The sequence below is a fragment of the Lactobacillus sp. ESL0225 genome (assembly GCF_003692905.1).
GTDB classification, from domain to species: domain Bacteria; phylum Bacillota; class Bacilli; order Lactobacillales; family Lactobacillaceae; genus Lactobacillus; species Lactobacillus bombicola.
Map to the genome: position 1 here is coordinate 310,914 of NZ_REHK01000007.1, position 15,364 is coordinate 326,277.

Annotated in this window: 14 protein-coding genes; 5 read left to right on the forward strand and 9 right to left on the reverse strand. The window is 32.6% G+C overall.

What is annotated here, in order from left to right; all coding sequences use genetic code 11:
- Positions 1 to 23: 23 nt before the first annotated feature.
- Both F5ESL0225_RS04570 and F5ESL0225_RS04575 read right to left on the reverse strand, forming a co-directional pair.
- The gene (locus F5ESL0225_RS04570; RefSeq protein ID WP_122047962.1) at positions 24 to 1,232 is read right to left on the reverse strand and encodes an ABC transporter permease; all 1,209 of its coding nucleotides are present in this window, start codon (positions 1,230 to 1,232) and stop codon (positions 24 to 26) included.
- The gene (locus F5ESL0225_RS04575; protein ID WP_122047963.1) at positions 1,225 to 2,121 is read right to left on the reverse strand and encodes an ABC transporter ATP-binding protein; all 897 of its coding nucleotides are present in this window, start codon (positions 2,119 to 2,121) and stop codon (positions 1,225 to 1,227) included. Before F5ESL0225_RS04575 ends, F5ESL0225_RS04570 begins: the two co-directional genes overlap by 8 nt.
- A gap of 603 nt (positions 2,122 to 2,724) precedes the next feature.
- Here F5ESL0225_RS04575 and F5ESL0225_RS08565 point away from each other — a divergent pair.
- Positions 2,725 to 2,961, forward strand: a complete 237-nt coding sequence (locus F5ESL0225_RS08565; RefSeq protein WP_122047964.1) for a helix-turn-helix domain-containing protein — start codon at positions 2,725 to 2,727, stop codon at positions 2,959 to 2,961.
- A 521-nt stretch (positions 2,962 to 3,482) separates the two neighbouring features.
- Here F5ESL0225_RS08565 and F5ESL0225_RS04585 read toward each other — a convergent pair.
- The 5 genes from F5ESL0225_RS04585 to F5ESL0225_RS04610 form a co-directional block, all read right to left on the reverse strand.
- Positions 3,483 to 3,941, reverse strand: a complete 459-nt coding sequence (locus F5ESL0225_RS04585) for a hypothetical protein (protein ID WP_122047965.1) — start codon at positions 3,939 to 3,941, stop codon at positions 3,483 to 3,485.
- Positions 3,942 to 4,645: 704 nt separating this feature from the next.
- On the reverse strand, positions 4,646 to 5,287 hold the full coding sequence (locus F5ESL0225_RS04595; RefSeq protein WP_122021833.1) for a hypothetical protein: 642 nt from the start codon (positions 5,285 to 5,287) through the stop codon (positions 4,646 to 4,648).
- Between the two features lie 128 nt (positions 5,288 to 5,415).
- On the reverse strand, positions 5,416 to 6,060 hold the full coding sequence (locus F5ESL0225_RS04600) for a matrixin family metalloprotease (RefSeq protein ID WP_122021834.1): 645 nt from the start codon (positions 6,058 to 6,060) through the stop codon (positions 5,416 to 5,418).
- A 176-nt stretch (positions 6,061 to 6,236) separates the two neighbouring features.
- A complete protein-coding gene (locus tag F5ESL0225_RS08405; protein WP_199692499.1) occupies positions 6,237 to 6,923 on the reverse strand; it encodes a hypothetical protein in 687 nt (228 codons plus the stop codon).
- Positions 6,924 to 6,992: 69 nt separating this feature from the next.
- A complete protein-coding gene (locus tag F5ESL0225_RS04610; protein ID WP_122021835.1) occupies positions 6,993 to 7,880 on the reverse strand; it encodes a C40 family peptidase in 888 nt (295 codons plus the stop codon).
- Positions 7,881 to 7,913: 33 nt separating this feature from the next.
- On the opposite strand from F5ESL0225_RS04610, the gene F5ESL0225_RS04615 reads away from it, so the two are divergent.
- Positions 7,914 to 8,546: a helix-turn-helix transcriptional regulator gene (locus F5ESL0225_RS04615; protein WP_090092160.1), complete on the forward strand. Its 633-nt coding sequence runs from the start codon at positions 7,914 to 7,916 to the stop codon at positions 8,544 to 8,546.
- 143 nt (positions 8,547 to 8,689) lie between these two features.
- Here the strand turns inward: F5ESL0225_RS04615 and F5ESL0225_RS08450 are convergent, their stop codons facing one another.
- The gene (locus F5ESL0225_RS08450; protein WP_158592493.1) at positions 8,690 to 8,836 is read right to left on the reverse strand and encodes a hypothetical protein; all 147 of its coding nucleotides are present in this window, start codon (positions 8,834 to 8,836) and stop codon (positions 8,690 to 8,692) included.
- 511 nt (positions 8,837 to 9,347) lie between these two features.
- Here F5ESL0225_RS08450 and F5ESL0225_RS04620 point away from each other — a divergent pair.
- Positions 9,348 to 9,902 carry a phosphatase PAP2 family protein gene (locus F5ESL0225_RS04620; protein WP_122024782.1) on the forward strand — a complete coding sequence of 185 codons (555 nt, stop codon included), beginning with the start codon at positions 9,348 to 9,350 and terminating at the stop codon, positions 9,900 to 9,902.
- Positions 9,903 to 10,139: 237 nt separating this feature from the next.
- Here the strand turns inward: F5ESL0225_RS04620 and F5ESL0225_RS04625 are convergent, their stop codons facing one another.
- Positions 10,140 to 10,970: a DegV family protein gene (locus tag F5ESL0225_RS04625; RefSeq protein ID WP_122021836.1), complete on the reverse strand. Its 831-nt coding sequence runs from the start codon at positions 10,968 to 10,970 to the stop codon at positions 10,140 to 10,142.
- 237 nt (positions 10,971 to 11,207) lie between these two features.
- Between F5ESL0225_RS04625 and eno the strand changes: the two genes are divergently transcribed.
- Positions 11,208 to 12,494: a phosphopyruvate hydratase gene (gene eno, locus F5ESL0225_RS04630; RefSeq protein WP_118897025.1), complete on the forward strand. Its 1,287-nt coding sequence runs from the start codon at positions 11,208 to 11,210 to the stop codon at positions 12,492 to 12,494.
- Positions 12,495 to 12,642: 148 nt separating this feature from the next.
- Positions 12,643 to 14,916, forward strand: a complete 2,274-nt coding sequence (locus F5ESL0225_RS04635; protein ID WP_122047966.1) for an HAD-IC family P-type ATPase — start codon at positions 12,643 to 12,645, stop codon at positions 14,914 to 14,916.
- The last annotated feature ends 448 nt before the right edge of the window (positions 14,917 to 15,364 follow it).

A 15,364-nucleotide genomic window follows, 5' to 3' on the forward strand; every position in this document is an offset into this window, starting at 1 on the left:
CTTATAATTGTTGTCCATTTTAACTATGACTTCTTTGATTTTTGCCAAAATGGCTTACTATCGTTTTGCAACATTAACCGTTTATATGATTTGCCAACAAAAAATATTAGTAAACCAATGCATCCAATTAAAATAAGCAAAGAAAAGGCACTCTCCCAATTATTAGCCGTTTTAGTAATTAAGCGTAAAGGCATGAAAAACGATGAGAATCCAGGAATAAAGGATAAAAAAATTATAATAGGATTCTTTAGTGTACTGATATTGCTTGATGTTAATCCAATAAATAAGATAACAAATGAGAAGTAAGTAACTGGCTGTGCAGCTTTTGAAGCATCTTCTGTCCGTTTGACCACTGCTCCACAATATGCCGCTAAAATCATGAATAGAATTATTCCCAATAAAAGATATACTAGTTTAATTCCTAAAAGACTTTGGACAATAGCTCGGGCGTAAGCTAATAAATTAGTTTGCGCCATAAAAGGAGCAGCTTGCGGTATATGTTTAATCATTTCTAGCCCAGTAGCTCCAATGATTAAATAAATCAATAATTGAAAAACTACCAGCCCTAAAATACCAGTAATTTTTCCAGCGAAATATTTAACGGCAGAAATGCTTGAAAAAATAACCTCAATTATCTTTGTCCCTTTATCAGCAGCAATTTCTTGTGCGGTAATATTAGTATAAATACCAACGATAACAAACATAATTCCAAATATAGTCGATAAAAATAGATAAGGATCTTCACCGAGATTAATGGTCATCTTCTGCAAGTGCTCGCTTAATACTGGAGTCAGATGAGTCTGAGATGAGTTTAGTTTAGAATCTTTCTTGCTACGCTCATTTTGAAGTTGCTTCAGGTATTTTACTAATCTCTTTTTAAACTTTGAATCAATTTTCTTAGTACCAAAGTAATCGGCTTGAATTTGACCACGTTTAACTTCAATATCAACATAACCGTCAATATCAACATTTTGTAAACTCTTTTTAGCAATTGAAACTGTTTTGATAGTGTCATCAACGTAATCTTCAACATTAGCTTTTACAAAAGGTTTACTTATATCCGGATTATTGCTGACAACAGCATAAGTGTCACCCATGCTGTTAATAATGAAGTATTCGGTTCCAAATGTAACAGCTAAGAGCAAAAGTGGTACTGAAAATAACATCACGAAAGACCATGATTTTACTTGTTTGCAAAATGTGTGCCAAACAACAATAGCAAATTTACGCATTCTTCTCACTCGCTTTCATCCGAAAAATTTCAGCTAAAGTTGGTGCTTGCTGCTGATATTCTTCAATATACTGATCTTTTGTCAAAGCTGCAAAGACTTCTGGACCGCTTTTTTCGTCATCTATTCTTAATAAATAGCGATTATTTTTCCTCTGCTCAACAGTTTGAACATGTGGCAATTTAATTAGTTCTGCTAGCGGTGTAGCTGTTTTGACAAGAATTTCATTTTTAGAAAACGAATTTCGAATTTCTTCAACCGGACCTTTTAAAACCACTTGGTCTTTTCTGAGCATCAAAAGTGAATCGCAAATTTCCTCAACATTCACCATATCATGACTTGAATAAATAATGATAGCTCCATTATTCTTGGCGTCTAGAATTGCTGTTTTTAGTAATTCCGCATTAATTGGATCAAGCCCACTAAATGGTTCGTCTAAGATAATTAATTTTGGTTGATGAATCAAAGTACAAATCAGCTGTACTTTCTGCTGATTACCCTTTGATAAAGTCTTTATTTTGTCAGATTTATTTCCATTGACCTCAAAGCGATCTAGCCAAGCATCGATTTTACTTAAAATATCTTGCTTTTTCATCCCTTTAAGTTGAGCATAATAAATAATTTGGTTTTGAAGCGTCAACTTTTGCATCAAACTGCGCTCTTCAGGTAAATAACCAATTTGATCAAAATTATCTTCAGTTATCTGTTTATTTTCCCAGGAAATCTTACCGTCATAGCTAATAAAGTTCAAAATACTATGAAAAGTTGTAGTTTTACCTGCACCATTTTGACCAATTAGTCCTAAAATTTTACCTGGTTCAGCTACAAAACCAATATCATCTAGTGCGACCTTGTTACCAAACTTTTTACTAAGATGTTCAATTTTCAGCATATAAAACCGCCTTTTTAATTTTTTCTAAATAATTGATTTATAAAATAAGATAGAGCGTTTTCTTTTTTTATTAGAATTGCTGCATCACCCTTCATGCCGTAGCGAATTATTTTCGCCTGCTTAGCTGATAATTTGGTTTGAGCCTCAACTAAATAAAGATTGTATTCATTGTAGCTATATAAATTAAAACTTCCTTTTAAATAGTCATTAATTTTAAAAATGTATCTCTTATTCCAGTTTGGTCAGAATTTTGGTTTTCCCATTTTAAAATGTGAGAAAATATATCTTTCAGAACTCCTATGATGCAATCTTAGTTTGTAATGAAAACACTTTACGCCAAATATTTTATGCTTGAAGCAAGTATTTTTTCAAGCTAAGTTTCTAAGACATAGTTCAAAAGACTCTATTTAGAAGGATTTTTTGATCATTTATAGTTAAGCAACATCTATTAACAATTTAAAGTAGACCTAACAACAGTCTATGAATAATTGGTAGTTAGTGCTAGGTACAAATTATTAAGACCAAATTGATTTTTAAATTTAGTTAAAAAATGGTTTAATATATATTTATATGTATATGAAATTTTGAAAAGGTGGTTTAAAAATTAAGTTTTATCGTACCAAAAACAGGCTTACTCAAGAGCAACTTGGCAATCAACTACTTGTATCAAAAAAAACAATTTCAAGCTGGGAAAATGATCGTAGTGTGCCTGATCTCGAAACTTTATTAAAATTAAGCGACATTTTTAATATTACTTTAGATTACTTACTGCACCAAGATATTACTAAAACTCAAAATATTAAGACACAGTATTATATTGGTATATCCTCCACTCATTAACATAGCTTTGTCTGTCATCTATTTACTATTATTCAATGACTGGGCTCGTTTTCAGCAAAAAAAGAAACTAGTTTTATTACTAGTTTCTTTTTTCTTACTTTTTAATTCTGTCATTATAATATCCAATAATTATCTTATTGCCTCTTCCTCAAATATACCTTCACATAACCTGGAAACCTTATTTGATGCGAGGACCCATGCCCTTACCCAGTCGAAAAGCAAGATGTCGACCCTTTAGATGCCGCCTAGATATGTTAGAATTAAGCAAGTTCTATGGTAACTTTTTATTTTCTAATCAGGGCAAATGTCCAACTTCATTCTATAATTTAGGAAAAAACATTTTGAAGATTTCTAATTAATTTTCCAATAGTAATTAAAAATCTATAGCATCATTGTCGCTCTTTTAACCCCACTATTAATTTTACCTAAATCTTTGTTATTGCAAATGTAAAATTTACTTTTATTTAACTTGTTCATTATTTGTTTCTCTCATATTCAATTTTTACATACTTATCAAAAAACTAAGAATGGTGGTTAATAAACAATTTTTGAAGGCCGACACCTATCGCACTTGCTACAATCGCCAGCAGAACTACTAACCCTAGATTTATTTTAACTTTTGCGAAAGACTGAATTACTTCTATTCCAGCTATTGCAATAACTAGTCCTCTTAAACCAGATACTATCATACTTGAATGTTTAATTTTTTGGGTATACATACCATTATCAATACTTTTTTTCAATAAGTGCTGATAAATAAAAATATCAGCAGAAGCTATAATTAGAGATACTAGGGCAATTAAACCACTTCTAAAATCATTTTTTTGTAAAAAAATTGCGTTTGGAATTGGAAAACAAAAAATTACAATCGCCAGTGGCAAGAGATTACCCTTTTTTAAAGCAGAGCTAGGATCTGACCATTCTTTCAGATGATGATAAATATCTTTTAACGCCTCGAAAACTGTTTCTTGTTTTTTCATCCTCTAATTTCTCCTATTTAGACTTTTAAGATTATAATATCTTATAATCAAAGTTAGCATTTTTTCAAGCTAAGTTTCTAAGACATGCATTAGAGCTTGATTTATTAAGTCATGTAGAAATCGCTTAATAAATTTTTTGAAAAACGGATTATTATTTGATGCAAAAGAATTTAAGCAAAGACAAACAATTATTATTAACATTTTTCTCGCGATTTTTGAAACTTATTCGAAAATTCAAAGTAACATTAATTTTCCCAACAGTTTTTCTTTATTAAAAAACAAACTTGAAGTCCATCTCCTATTAAGCTAGCTATTATTGAAAATATTAATACTGACCAAAGATTAAATTTCATTTTAGTATAAGTACAAATTGAAAGCATGATACTAACAATAATCAAGCTCATTCTTATAGATGTATTAATTAAAATCCATCTTTTCATTGAATCGTTGATATTATTAGCGTTAATTTCTTTAATGATAGCACATTGATAACAAAAGCCAGTCCATATTTCTGCAAATACATCAAAAACAAAAAGTGGGCCCATAACACTTACAGATTCGTTACCCCCATAATTAAAATTTAAATCTTGCAATACCATGAAAACACAGAACCATAAACGGGAATCGAATTTTAAAAAAGTATTTTTTTCTCTAATTTATCCATATTTAATCTTTTACTTAATGACATTGAACCCTTGTTTTGTCTAATTATACGTTGAAACGATAGATTGCCCCTCATCCGGAATTAATGTTTTGATGGCCCGACTAATCTTTTTACCTACTTGCTTTTGTTTAACAAAAATGTATTTTGAATCATTAGTAAGATTAAAATCTGAAAAAGCTACTGTCATGTCATGAGAATTTGTTTTATTCATTCTAGTTGTATAAATTTTCTTCCCATTATAATAAAAAATAAGAGTACTATTTTCATTGACATTCACGTCAAAATAAATTGCACCATTTTTTCGTTCAATCTCATTGATCATCGGTTTAGGTGAAGCATAATTTTTACTGCTTAGTTTTCGTCTAGTTACTATTTCTTTACCAGACTTATTTAAACCACATAAGATAACATCTTTATAGCCACTAAATTTCAAATTTGAAGAAAAGCGTCCTTTTTTACTAATATTAACTGTTTTAATTACATTTCTATTATATAGCACCTTTAACTTTTTAATACCTTTAGCTTTACCTTTTAGTTTAGCTTCATTGTCCTTCTTATTGAAAGTCAAAGTCGTTTTACTTATTTGAGGAACTGTTTTTGCATGAGATATTTGACTCCCAAAAATGCATAACCCTAATAATATTATACATCCTAATACTAATTTTTCTTTGCTCAGTCGCATATTATTTTCAACTCCCTTCTGAAACCAACATAAATTTACAACTTTAAAAATGTCCCTTAGTTAAATGCTTAATTAAGGGACAACGTGTGTAAAAGTAATTAAAAATCAATTAATCCATTACACTTACACTAACGATTGCTCTTTGGGACAATTTTCATATAAGTAGTAACAGTTATAATATCTCCTGAATCTCTCACGGAGAATAGGGCAGGTGTAGAATAGATTGCATTCATACCACGAACATCACAATCTTGAATACTATAAGATCTGTTAGCAGGGTTCATAACTGATATGCTGTCGGGCTCATTATGAGCAAGTCCAAGTGCATGTCCTAATTCATGTTCAGCGACATTAACACGTTCACTCTTTGAATAACCATAAGCTGTAAGTGCAGCTCTATTTAAAAGAACTTGATTACTAATGATTTGTCCAGTACTTTTATTATATTGCGTATTTGTTTTTCCGGCTATACTCAAATTATCGGATCCATCATAACTACTTAAAGTAGTTTTCGAACTATTTGAAGCTTCCTGCCAATAAAATCCGTTACTAATCCACGAATTAATCGCACTATTCCAAACATCTTGATAATAACTCGAAGTTGACAAGTCATAGTAATAAGCAGAATTATATTTGTACCTCCATGGCTCAGAAGGTGTAATGTAGTCAGTATCTGCCTTAATTTGATTTGCTTGAATAAAATTTGAGCCAGTAATTCCTACTCCAAATATAAGCAAGCTAATACATGCCAAAAGTTTTTTAAAGGTTTTCATACTATAGGCCTCTTTTTTGATCTGAAATTATTTTCAAATTACTTTTACAATCATCTTTTAACACACTTATTATTATTATGCAAGGAAAAATACTTATTTGTTGTTACTATTCACAGCCAAGCTCAAAAAACCCAGTATCTTTGTTCAATACTGGGTTTTCTGTACGTTAAATAAGCCTACTTTTGCAGTAGCTCTTTAACTTGATACGATTTGCTGGCCATTAATTTCTCTAAGGACTTAGTAGGATTCTTCTCATTGCGATAACTTGTTTCAATGTAACTGCGGATCGTCGCGTAATTCTTACTGCTGGTGATATTTTCAAACTGCCCAGCTACCTTCATTTTGCTCTTGACGCCGCGCAGACTTCGCTCACTCAAATTGTTGGAAAACGGTAAGGCAAAATTGGTTACCCAGGCAAAATATTGCGGGGTATAAGTCACTATTCGTTTGATTAAAGTATGTTCCATCAGTGCATAGTAAGAATTACCTGGCTGCTGCCATTCTTGATAACCTGGTAGCGACTGTGGAATACCGTATGCACCACTTTGGAGGTTGGTTGCTCTAGGGTTCCAACCTGACTCATGGCTGACTATGTAATTGATATAGCCGAAATCAGACGGTTTAAAACCTGCTTCCCCTAACCAATCTTTGTGTCCACCTGACGGTTGAGTGGTGTTATCTTCACTGGCACCAAACATTGAGCCAAGTTTTGAAATGAATTTGAAGAAACCAGTCCCGACTTCATTTTTGACAAAGTTCTGTAAGCCATTAGTTGCCTTGGTATCGTCCGTTGACTGGTGTAATCCTTTAACTCGCCCAAATTTAGGCGCTCCATATCCAACAACACTATCAAGTGTGTTCATATGGAAGCCTTGTGATGGTGATTCTGCTGAGAAATACTTTTTTCCCCCGCATATACACCAACGTGTTCACTACCCACCAGCACCCCAAAAGACTAGGTCACCTGAATGTGCCTGTGATTTCGAAATATGCTGACTCATCGCATATTGTGAACCAGAGAAGTGAGGGTAATTAATACCAAAAGCCTTTTTGAGTGCGTACATTACCAGTCCTGAACAGTCGAAACTGTCTGCACCAGTAGCACCCCAGACATGTGGCTTGCCTTCTCCGTACTTTTCAACCGCCTTGAGTAATGCTGAACTAGCTCCACCACCGTCTAAGTTGTTTGACGCCATACTCCACAGTGCTGACCTCCAGTTTTTGACGTTGTTCTCGACTTTTCCAAATGCGTCTTTACCAAGAGTAGCCATGGCACCAGCTACACCCTTAGGGTTTGACCAAGAAAACAGTGATTCAACATACTTGATTGGGTGAATAACAATTTTAGTCGCTAAGTCATAGTATTTTTTGAGATTTCCAGCGGTCTGTTTAACCCAATTGACTGCACCATTGAAAGCGGAGCCAACATTATTAGCAATACTGCCGAAAATGTTGCCAATTGTGCCACCTGCAAAGTGGTAATTACCCATCATGCCCATTAATAGCGCTGTATCACGGTCGTTAATAACATTGTCACCAGACATAAGCACGGCTTGAGTGTTTCTGCCCTGGATAATACCAGCTGAACCATCGGCATGGATTAGCATTTCTTTATTATCGGTCTGTGGTGAGTCATTACCGTCGTTTAGAGTTGCCATGATTGGTTTAGTTATTGGACTAGACAAGTTTTTAAATATGTCTGTGGTACCAGTAGCTAACTTGACATGACCTAACAGGCTAATGGTGTGTTCTTTACCACCGAAAGCGTGAATTACAGAATCGACTGCCTTTAATGCTTGAATGTCACTATGTATGTACACATGATTTAAATTTTTTAATAGAAAGTCATAAAGATGGAATTAGGAGACAAAATTAAACATTATCGTATTAAATATGGTCTTACACAAGAACAATTGGCTAAAAAATTACTAGTTTCTCGTAAAACAGTATCAAGCTGGGAAAATGATCGTAGTACACCAAATATTGAAATGCTTTCTAAACTTTGTAGTATATTTGAAATTTCACTTGATGAACTAGGTAGTATACAAGATACAAAATTAAAAAAAGACAATAATGTAAAAAAGAAAAATAAGCCGTTAACCGTTATACTATATTTATTATTATGTGCATTTGCCGTAATGACTTATCTGAGATTTTTTGGATTTAAATTGATTATTAAATATACTCCATTTATAGCTTTTATAATCAATATTGTTTATCTTAATTTTTATTCTGAATGGAGTAAATTTTCTAAACCAAAAGCACTTGTCTTTCTTTTATGTTCTATTTTTGTTTTTCTTATACTAAATTGCTGTTTATTATTTAAAAACAACTACCTTTTTTCTTCTTATTCGACAGATTATATAAATAATATTTTAGTTACTCTAGCTTCAATTACATATGTTTTGATTACCACATTTATTATTACAACAATAGTTTTTTTTAGTCCTTTTAATATAAAAAAACTCACAAAAAATAATTTCTAGCCTACTTCTCTCTTAGATTAATCAACTTTTTCATTAGACAATCTTTGCTATAAGTCTATAGATAGCAGTAATATGTTTTTATTAATTTTAAGTAGAACAAAATTATTTTTGATTATAATAAAAACCCTTTAGCTTTAATTTCTTTAGTCTTTGAGACTTCTGAAAAAACCCATGTATTTATGTATGTATTTATTTAATAAATTTGTTTCAGAATGTTTGCCTCCGCGTATTTCAATTAAATCCGCATTTTTTAGCAAATAAAATTGTATTTTTTTTGTTGCATTTTTCATAATTAATTCCTCTCTTAGATTAATATTATTTAAAAAAAGTTAACTAAATAATCTAAAAAATCGTACTTTCACAAAACTAAACAAAAACAAGTTAGAGTAATTCAGTAAAACTTTCTTGTTTTTTCATCCTCTAATTTCTCCTATTTAGACTTTTAAGATTATAATATCTTATAATCAAAGTTGGCATTTTTTCAAGCTAAGTTTCTAAGACATGCATTAGAGCTTGATTTATTAAGTCATGCAGAAATATTTTAATGAAGCAAAAAATATTTTTGCCTAGGAATATTCAATTAAATTTGACAAATTTTTAAAATTAATTGTTTATAATTCTAACTAAACCAATAACAAGTTAGTGACAAAAAGCATTTATAATTAGCAATTTTCTTAATTTTTACTCAAGAGTGTACTTTAAAGTATATTGAAACCTTGGTAACTGTTAAAATACAGTCAAATAAAGTTAAAGTTTGATAGGTAGGGATTTATCTTGTATTTAAACATCTGGGTTGCAATTATGTCCGCTCTAATACTGGTACTACTTATTTTTAATGTTAGAAACTCACGTCGATTTAATCTGTTTGACCATTGGCTCCATCACAAATTAGTTGGGCAACATGATGGTTTTAGCTGGCAAATAATTACTTTCATCAATGATCCAAAACTCTTAGTAGTTTGGGATATTTTTTTGGCTAGTTTCCTAATTAATGAAGAAAAGAATTTAGCCGCACTTTGGGTTTTATTTACTCTTGGTTTTACCGATTTAAGTGGGCTTCTATTAAAAAAGTGGATGCACCGCAAGCGTCCACTCATGCACTCCAGTCTTGAAGAAGGTTATAGTTTTCCTAGTGGTCATGTCTTAGGAACTACTAGTATGATCTTAATTATTTGGGAAATTTTTGGAACAAAATTTGGTAATGGGTTAATAATTACACTAGCTGTCATTTGGATAATGGTAGTGATATCAAGGATTAGTTTGAAAGCCCACTATCCTTCAGACGTTATTGGTGCAACTTCTTTAGCTGTCTTCTGTTTTACCTTATCACAGCAAATTTTTCTTGCTTTTTTATAAATACTAAATTATTAGAACAATAATACTATCTTAGCTAAATAGCATAAGACATATTTCATAGTATCGGATACGATTTATGGTTTACTTCTTAAGGTTTTACTCAAATTGGTCTTTTACTAATTGCCAAAATTACTATCAATGTATCTTAACCGTCATTTTTTTAAAGTGTAATAAAATAATTACCAAAAAAGCAGTTCACATCATCGTTATGTTGAACTGCTTTTCGCTATTTAAAAATTACTGCTCATCAAAACCAACCATTAAACTACCAGCTTCTGCGTAAAAAGCGCATAGGCCATGCATTGGTCGAATTATTATTTCTGCTTGCGGATATGATATGAGAATTTTTTCTTTAAGTACTTGCGCATCCTTTTCATTATTACACTGATCAATGATTACTCGCCCACCTTGATAGTTCATTTCATTCATCAATTTTAATATTTCATTTAAAGAACGCTTCATACCACGTACTTTAGCAATTGGTTCCAATTTCCCTTGCTCACTAGCTGTCCCAACAAGATTGATTTTTAACATTTTAGCTACTTTAGCTACTGCCATACTTACACGACCGTTTAAAGCTAAATTATGTAGGGATTGTAGCACAAACAATAAGTGCGTATGCGTTTTGTATTCCGAAATTTTTTGTTCTATATCTACAAACCTAGTTTGATCATCAACCAAGCGTTCAATTTCACGTTGAATCATTGAAACCTCTGGTCCAGCAGTTCTAGAATCAATAACGATGACCCGACTATTAGGATTATCTTTTTCATATATCTGCTTTGCTTGATAAGCTGAAGAAAAACTACCACTAAGTCCACTAGTAATTGTTAACATAATTGCTCGGCTACTACCTTCTAAGGCTTTAAGCCACTCATCGATACTTGGACAAGATGTCCTTCCCTCTTCGGTATTTTTCGCCATTGAATCAAGAAAATCAGCCATATTTAAATGTTCATCATCTATAAAGTCTTTACCTGAAATTGATATTGTTAAAGGAACGACTATCAGTCTTTCACTTATCTTTTCATTAGCACTAGAATCGATTATTAATTTTACTTCTTCCATTTATTGAATATCCTTATCAAAAATAAACCAATCAAAGTTAAGATTGTATAGTTAAATAATAATGCAAATCGACTAAAAAAGCGAATAAATGCTTATAAAATTTTTAATACTAGAAAACGGTTACAAATGTTTACATAATCACAAACTTAGGCTAAAATTTGTCATGTAGACTTGGAGCTCTGCTCCACTAATGTATGTACTAATTAGTACAGCATTTATTATTTAGGAGGTTTTTAGATGTTAAAATCAGTCATTGAAAATGTTCATGCACTGGAAATCTATGATTCACGTGGTAATCCAACTGTTGAAGCATTTGTTACGCTTTCAAATGGTGTTGTAGGCAAGGCCGAAGTTCCATCTGGTGCTTCAACAGGTGAAAACGAAGCTGTTGAATTGCGTGATGGTGATAATCGTGTTGGCGGTAAAGGTGTTGCCAAAGCCGTTGAAAACGTTAATACTAAGATTGCCGAAGCTTTAAAGGGTTTAGATCCTCACGATCAAGCAAATATTGACCGTGTTATGATTGAATTAGATGGTACCCCTAACAAGGCTAAGCTTGGTGCTAATGCAATTTTGGGTGTATCAATGGCTACTGCTGCTGCTGCTGCTAAAGATACTCATCAACCTTTATACCGTTACCTTGGTGGAACTGACCTTGAAATGCCTCAAACTTTCCACAACGTTATTAACGGTGGAGAGCACGCTGACAACGGTATCGATGTTCAAGAATTCATGATTACCCCAGTTAAAAAGACTTCATTCCGTGACGGTTTTGAAAAGATTGTTAACACTTACCACACATTAAAGAAGGTTCTTGAAGACATGGGTTACGAAACTGGTCTTGGTGACGAAGGTGGTTTCGCTCCTAACATGAAGAACTCTGAAGAAGCTTTGCAAGCTTTACACGATGCTATTGTTAAGGCCGGTTATAAGCCTGGTGAAGATATTGCAATTGCTTGTGACTGTGCTGCTTCATACTTCTACAACAAAGAAGATGGTAAATACCACTTTGAAGGTAAAGTCTTTGACGACGATCAATTAGCTGAATACTACGACAAGTTACTTGATGAATTCCCTGAATTAATTTCAATTGAAGATCCATACGATGAAAATGATGTTGAAGGAATGATTAAATTTACTCAAACTCACAAAGATAGAATTCAAATCGTTTTAGATGACTTCATTTGTACTAATCCTCAACTTTTAGCTAAAGCTATTAAGGAAGGTGCTGGTAATGCATCATTAATTAAGTTGAATCAAATTGGTACTGTTACTGAAACTTTGGAAACTATTCGTCTTTCACGTAAGAATGGTTACAACACCATGATTTCTCACCGTTCAGGTGAAACTGGTGATACTTTCATTGCTGACTTCGCTGTTGCAATTAATGGTGGTCAATTGAAGACTGGTGCTCCAGCTCGTTCAGAACGTGTTGAGAAGTACAACCGTTTACTTGAAATCGAAGAAGAACTTGGTGCAGGTGAACGTTTAGCTACTTTCCCAGATAACGTTAACAAGGACTAATTAGTCTTATCATAAAAAAGCTTGCCTATAAGCAAGCTTTTTTTGTGCCCTATTTGTTGTAAGTAAAACCATGCCGTTTTATTTGCTAGAAAACGGGGCATATTTATGCTAACTTAAATAAAGAATTACTTGTTAAGGAAGGAAAATTATGTCTGAAAAAATTGCTAGCTTAAGTCAAGCCGAAGCAGATGAATTACTAACAAAAAATGGGTTAAACGAAGTACCCGAACCTCAATTTAACTTTTTTAAAGAATTTTTAGCTAAATTATGGAATCTATCCGCCTGGATTTTAGAAGCTGCCTTACTTCTTGAGTGTCTCTTAGGCAAATGGATCCAATCTTTTTTCGTTTTATTAATGTTACTATTTGCTGCTTGGAATGGTGCTTCAAAGAAAAAGCAATCTCGCCGTGTTTTAAACACTATTTCTCATAAATTAACCCCGCTGGTATCAGTTCAACGCGATGGAATTTGGAAAACTATTGATTCCAAATATTTAGTTCCAGGCGATTTGATTAGTATCCAATCTGGCGATGTGCTAGCGGCAGATGTTCAAATACTTGATAGTCCAGTTTCTTTTGATGAAAGTTCTATTACGGGTGAAGCAAAAACCGTAAAAAAGAACATTACAGATATCGCCTTTGCGGGTACCACTGTAACCGAAGGAAGTGCCCTAGCTCGTGTAACCGCAACTGGGGCAAATTCACGTTCTGGGAAAACCATTAATTTAATTAATAATTCAGCTGCTCCAGGTCACTTGCAACAACTATTAACTAAAATTATTTATTATCTCTGTATCCTTGATGGAATTTTAACTTTAGTAATCGTGATTGCTTCCTTCTTTAAAGGTGGTGATTTGAAGAATTTAATTGATATGCTACCATTTTTGGCAATGATGTTTATTGCCTCCATACCTGTTGCGATGCCTTCAACCTTTGCCCTCTCCAATTCCTTTGAAGCTACTAGATTAAGCAAAGAGGGGGTTTTGACATCTGATTTAACCGGTATTCAAGATGCAGCTAATTTAAATTTGATTTTATTAGATAAAACTGGAACAATTACCGAAAATAAAACAGCTGTTTCTCAATGGACTAATTTTAGTGAGATGAGCAATGATACGGTATTAGAACTTGCTTCTGCCGCCATTGATCAAAGAAATAAAAAAATTATTGATACTGCGATTACCGATTATATTTCCAACTGCAACTTACAGATTAAAACTAGTAAGGACTTTACTCCTTTTACCTCTGCAAGAGGCTATTCAATGGCCAATGTTGATAACCATAATGTTAAATTAGGGTCATTCAAGCAATTATCTTTAATTGATTCAACTGCCCTAACCAAAGTTAAAGATGTTGATTTTAGTTCAGGACGGTCAGTTGCTGTGTTAATTGATGATATTTTAGCGGGAGTATTTATTTTAGAAGATAAAGTAAGATCTGACTCAAAAGCTGCTCTAGCTGAACTTAAAAAACGTGGTGTTCTGCCAATTATGCTAACTGGTGATAACCAAAAAACCGCTCAGTCTGTTGCAAAACAAGTTAACTTAAGCGGAAAAGTTATTTCTATTCATGATTTTAATGATCAAACTGATATTCAACATCTTGCTGGAATTGCTGACGTTTTACCAGAAGATAAATTACGAATGGTCAAATTTTTTCAAAAAAAAGGTTATATTGTAGGAATGACTGGGGATGGTGTCAATGATTCTCCTGCATTAAAACAAGCCGAGGTTGGAATCGCTGTTTCAAATGCAGCCGACGTTGCCAAACGATCCAGTAAGATGGTTCTTCTTGATGATGGCTTAACATCCATTGTTAAAATTCTAGACGCTGGACATCGGGTATATCAGCGAATGACTACCTGGTCGTTAACAAAATTAGCTAGAACTGCTCAACTCACTATGCTACTTACTTTTGGCTATTTATTTTTCGATTATATCCCTATGGCCTTAAATGCAATGGTTATTTATACCATTATGAATAACATGGTTACAATGATGATTGGTACTGATCGCACCCACATCACTTACCAACCAGAAAATTGGGATATGGCTAAGTTAGCTAAAATTGCTTTTTCACTAGCATTCGGCTGGACCCTAATTGGCATAGCAGGTATATGGTACTTAAATAACCATAACTTTAGTCATGGTACTATTTCAACTATGGTCTATGTATATCTAGTTTTAAGTGCAATGTTTATTATTTTAATAACTCGAACAAAGCATTACTTTTGGCAAGACTATCCTTCTAAAGCCGTTGGATTAACGCAAATGGGAGATATTATTCTAACAATTGTGCTTGCATTGAGCGGAATTGCGATGACTCAGATTAATTGGATAAATTTGCTAATTACTATTTTTATTAGTTTAATAGCAGCAATCTTAATTGATTTATTTTATCAACCAATTATGAAAAATAAATAACTAAAATTGAAGTAGATCGCTCCAAATATCTCTTGTGATAAGTTTGGGAGCGATTTTTATTGTCTCTCAAATATGAGCTGCTTCTTGTTGCCTCTTTAATAATTAAAAAAGCTGAGCACGCTATTTTGACGTACTCAGCTTTTAAAGATTATCAGGCGTTCCTGACTATCCTCGCCTAATAAAATATGTTTGTATATGTGTTTGTATATGTGTTTGGTTATAAAAATTAAAAATAGGAAAAAATATTTAATTAATCAGGAAATTTAATTAGTTTATTTAAAATTTGAATCATTAACATAAATCATAATATATCAATGACCCTCTAACCACCCCCTTAAAATTGTTGATTTTATCGAGTTATACGGTTTTAATTTAATAAGCTTTAACTGTTTTGTTTTTTGCAATAAATCAATATATAATTTGTGTTTTAGTAGTTATTGTTTAAACA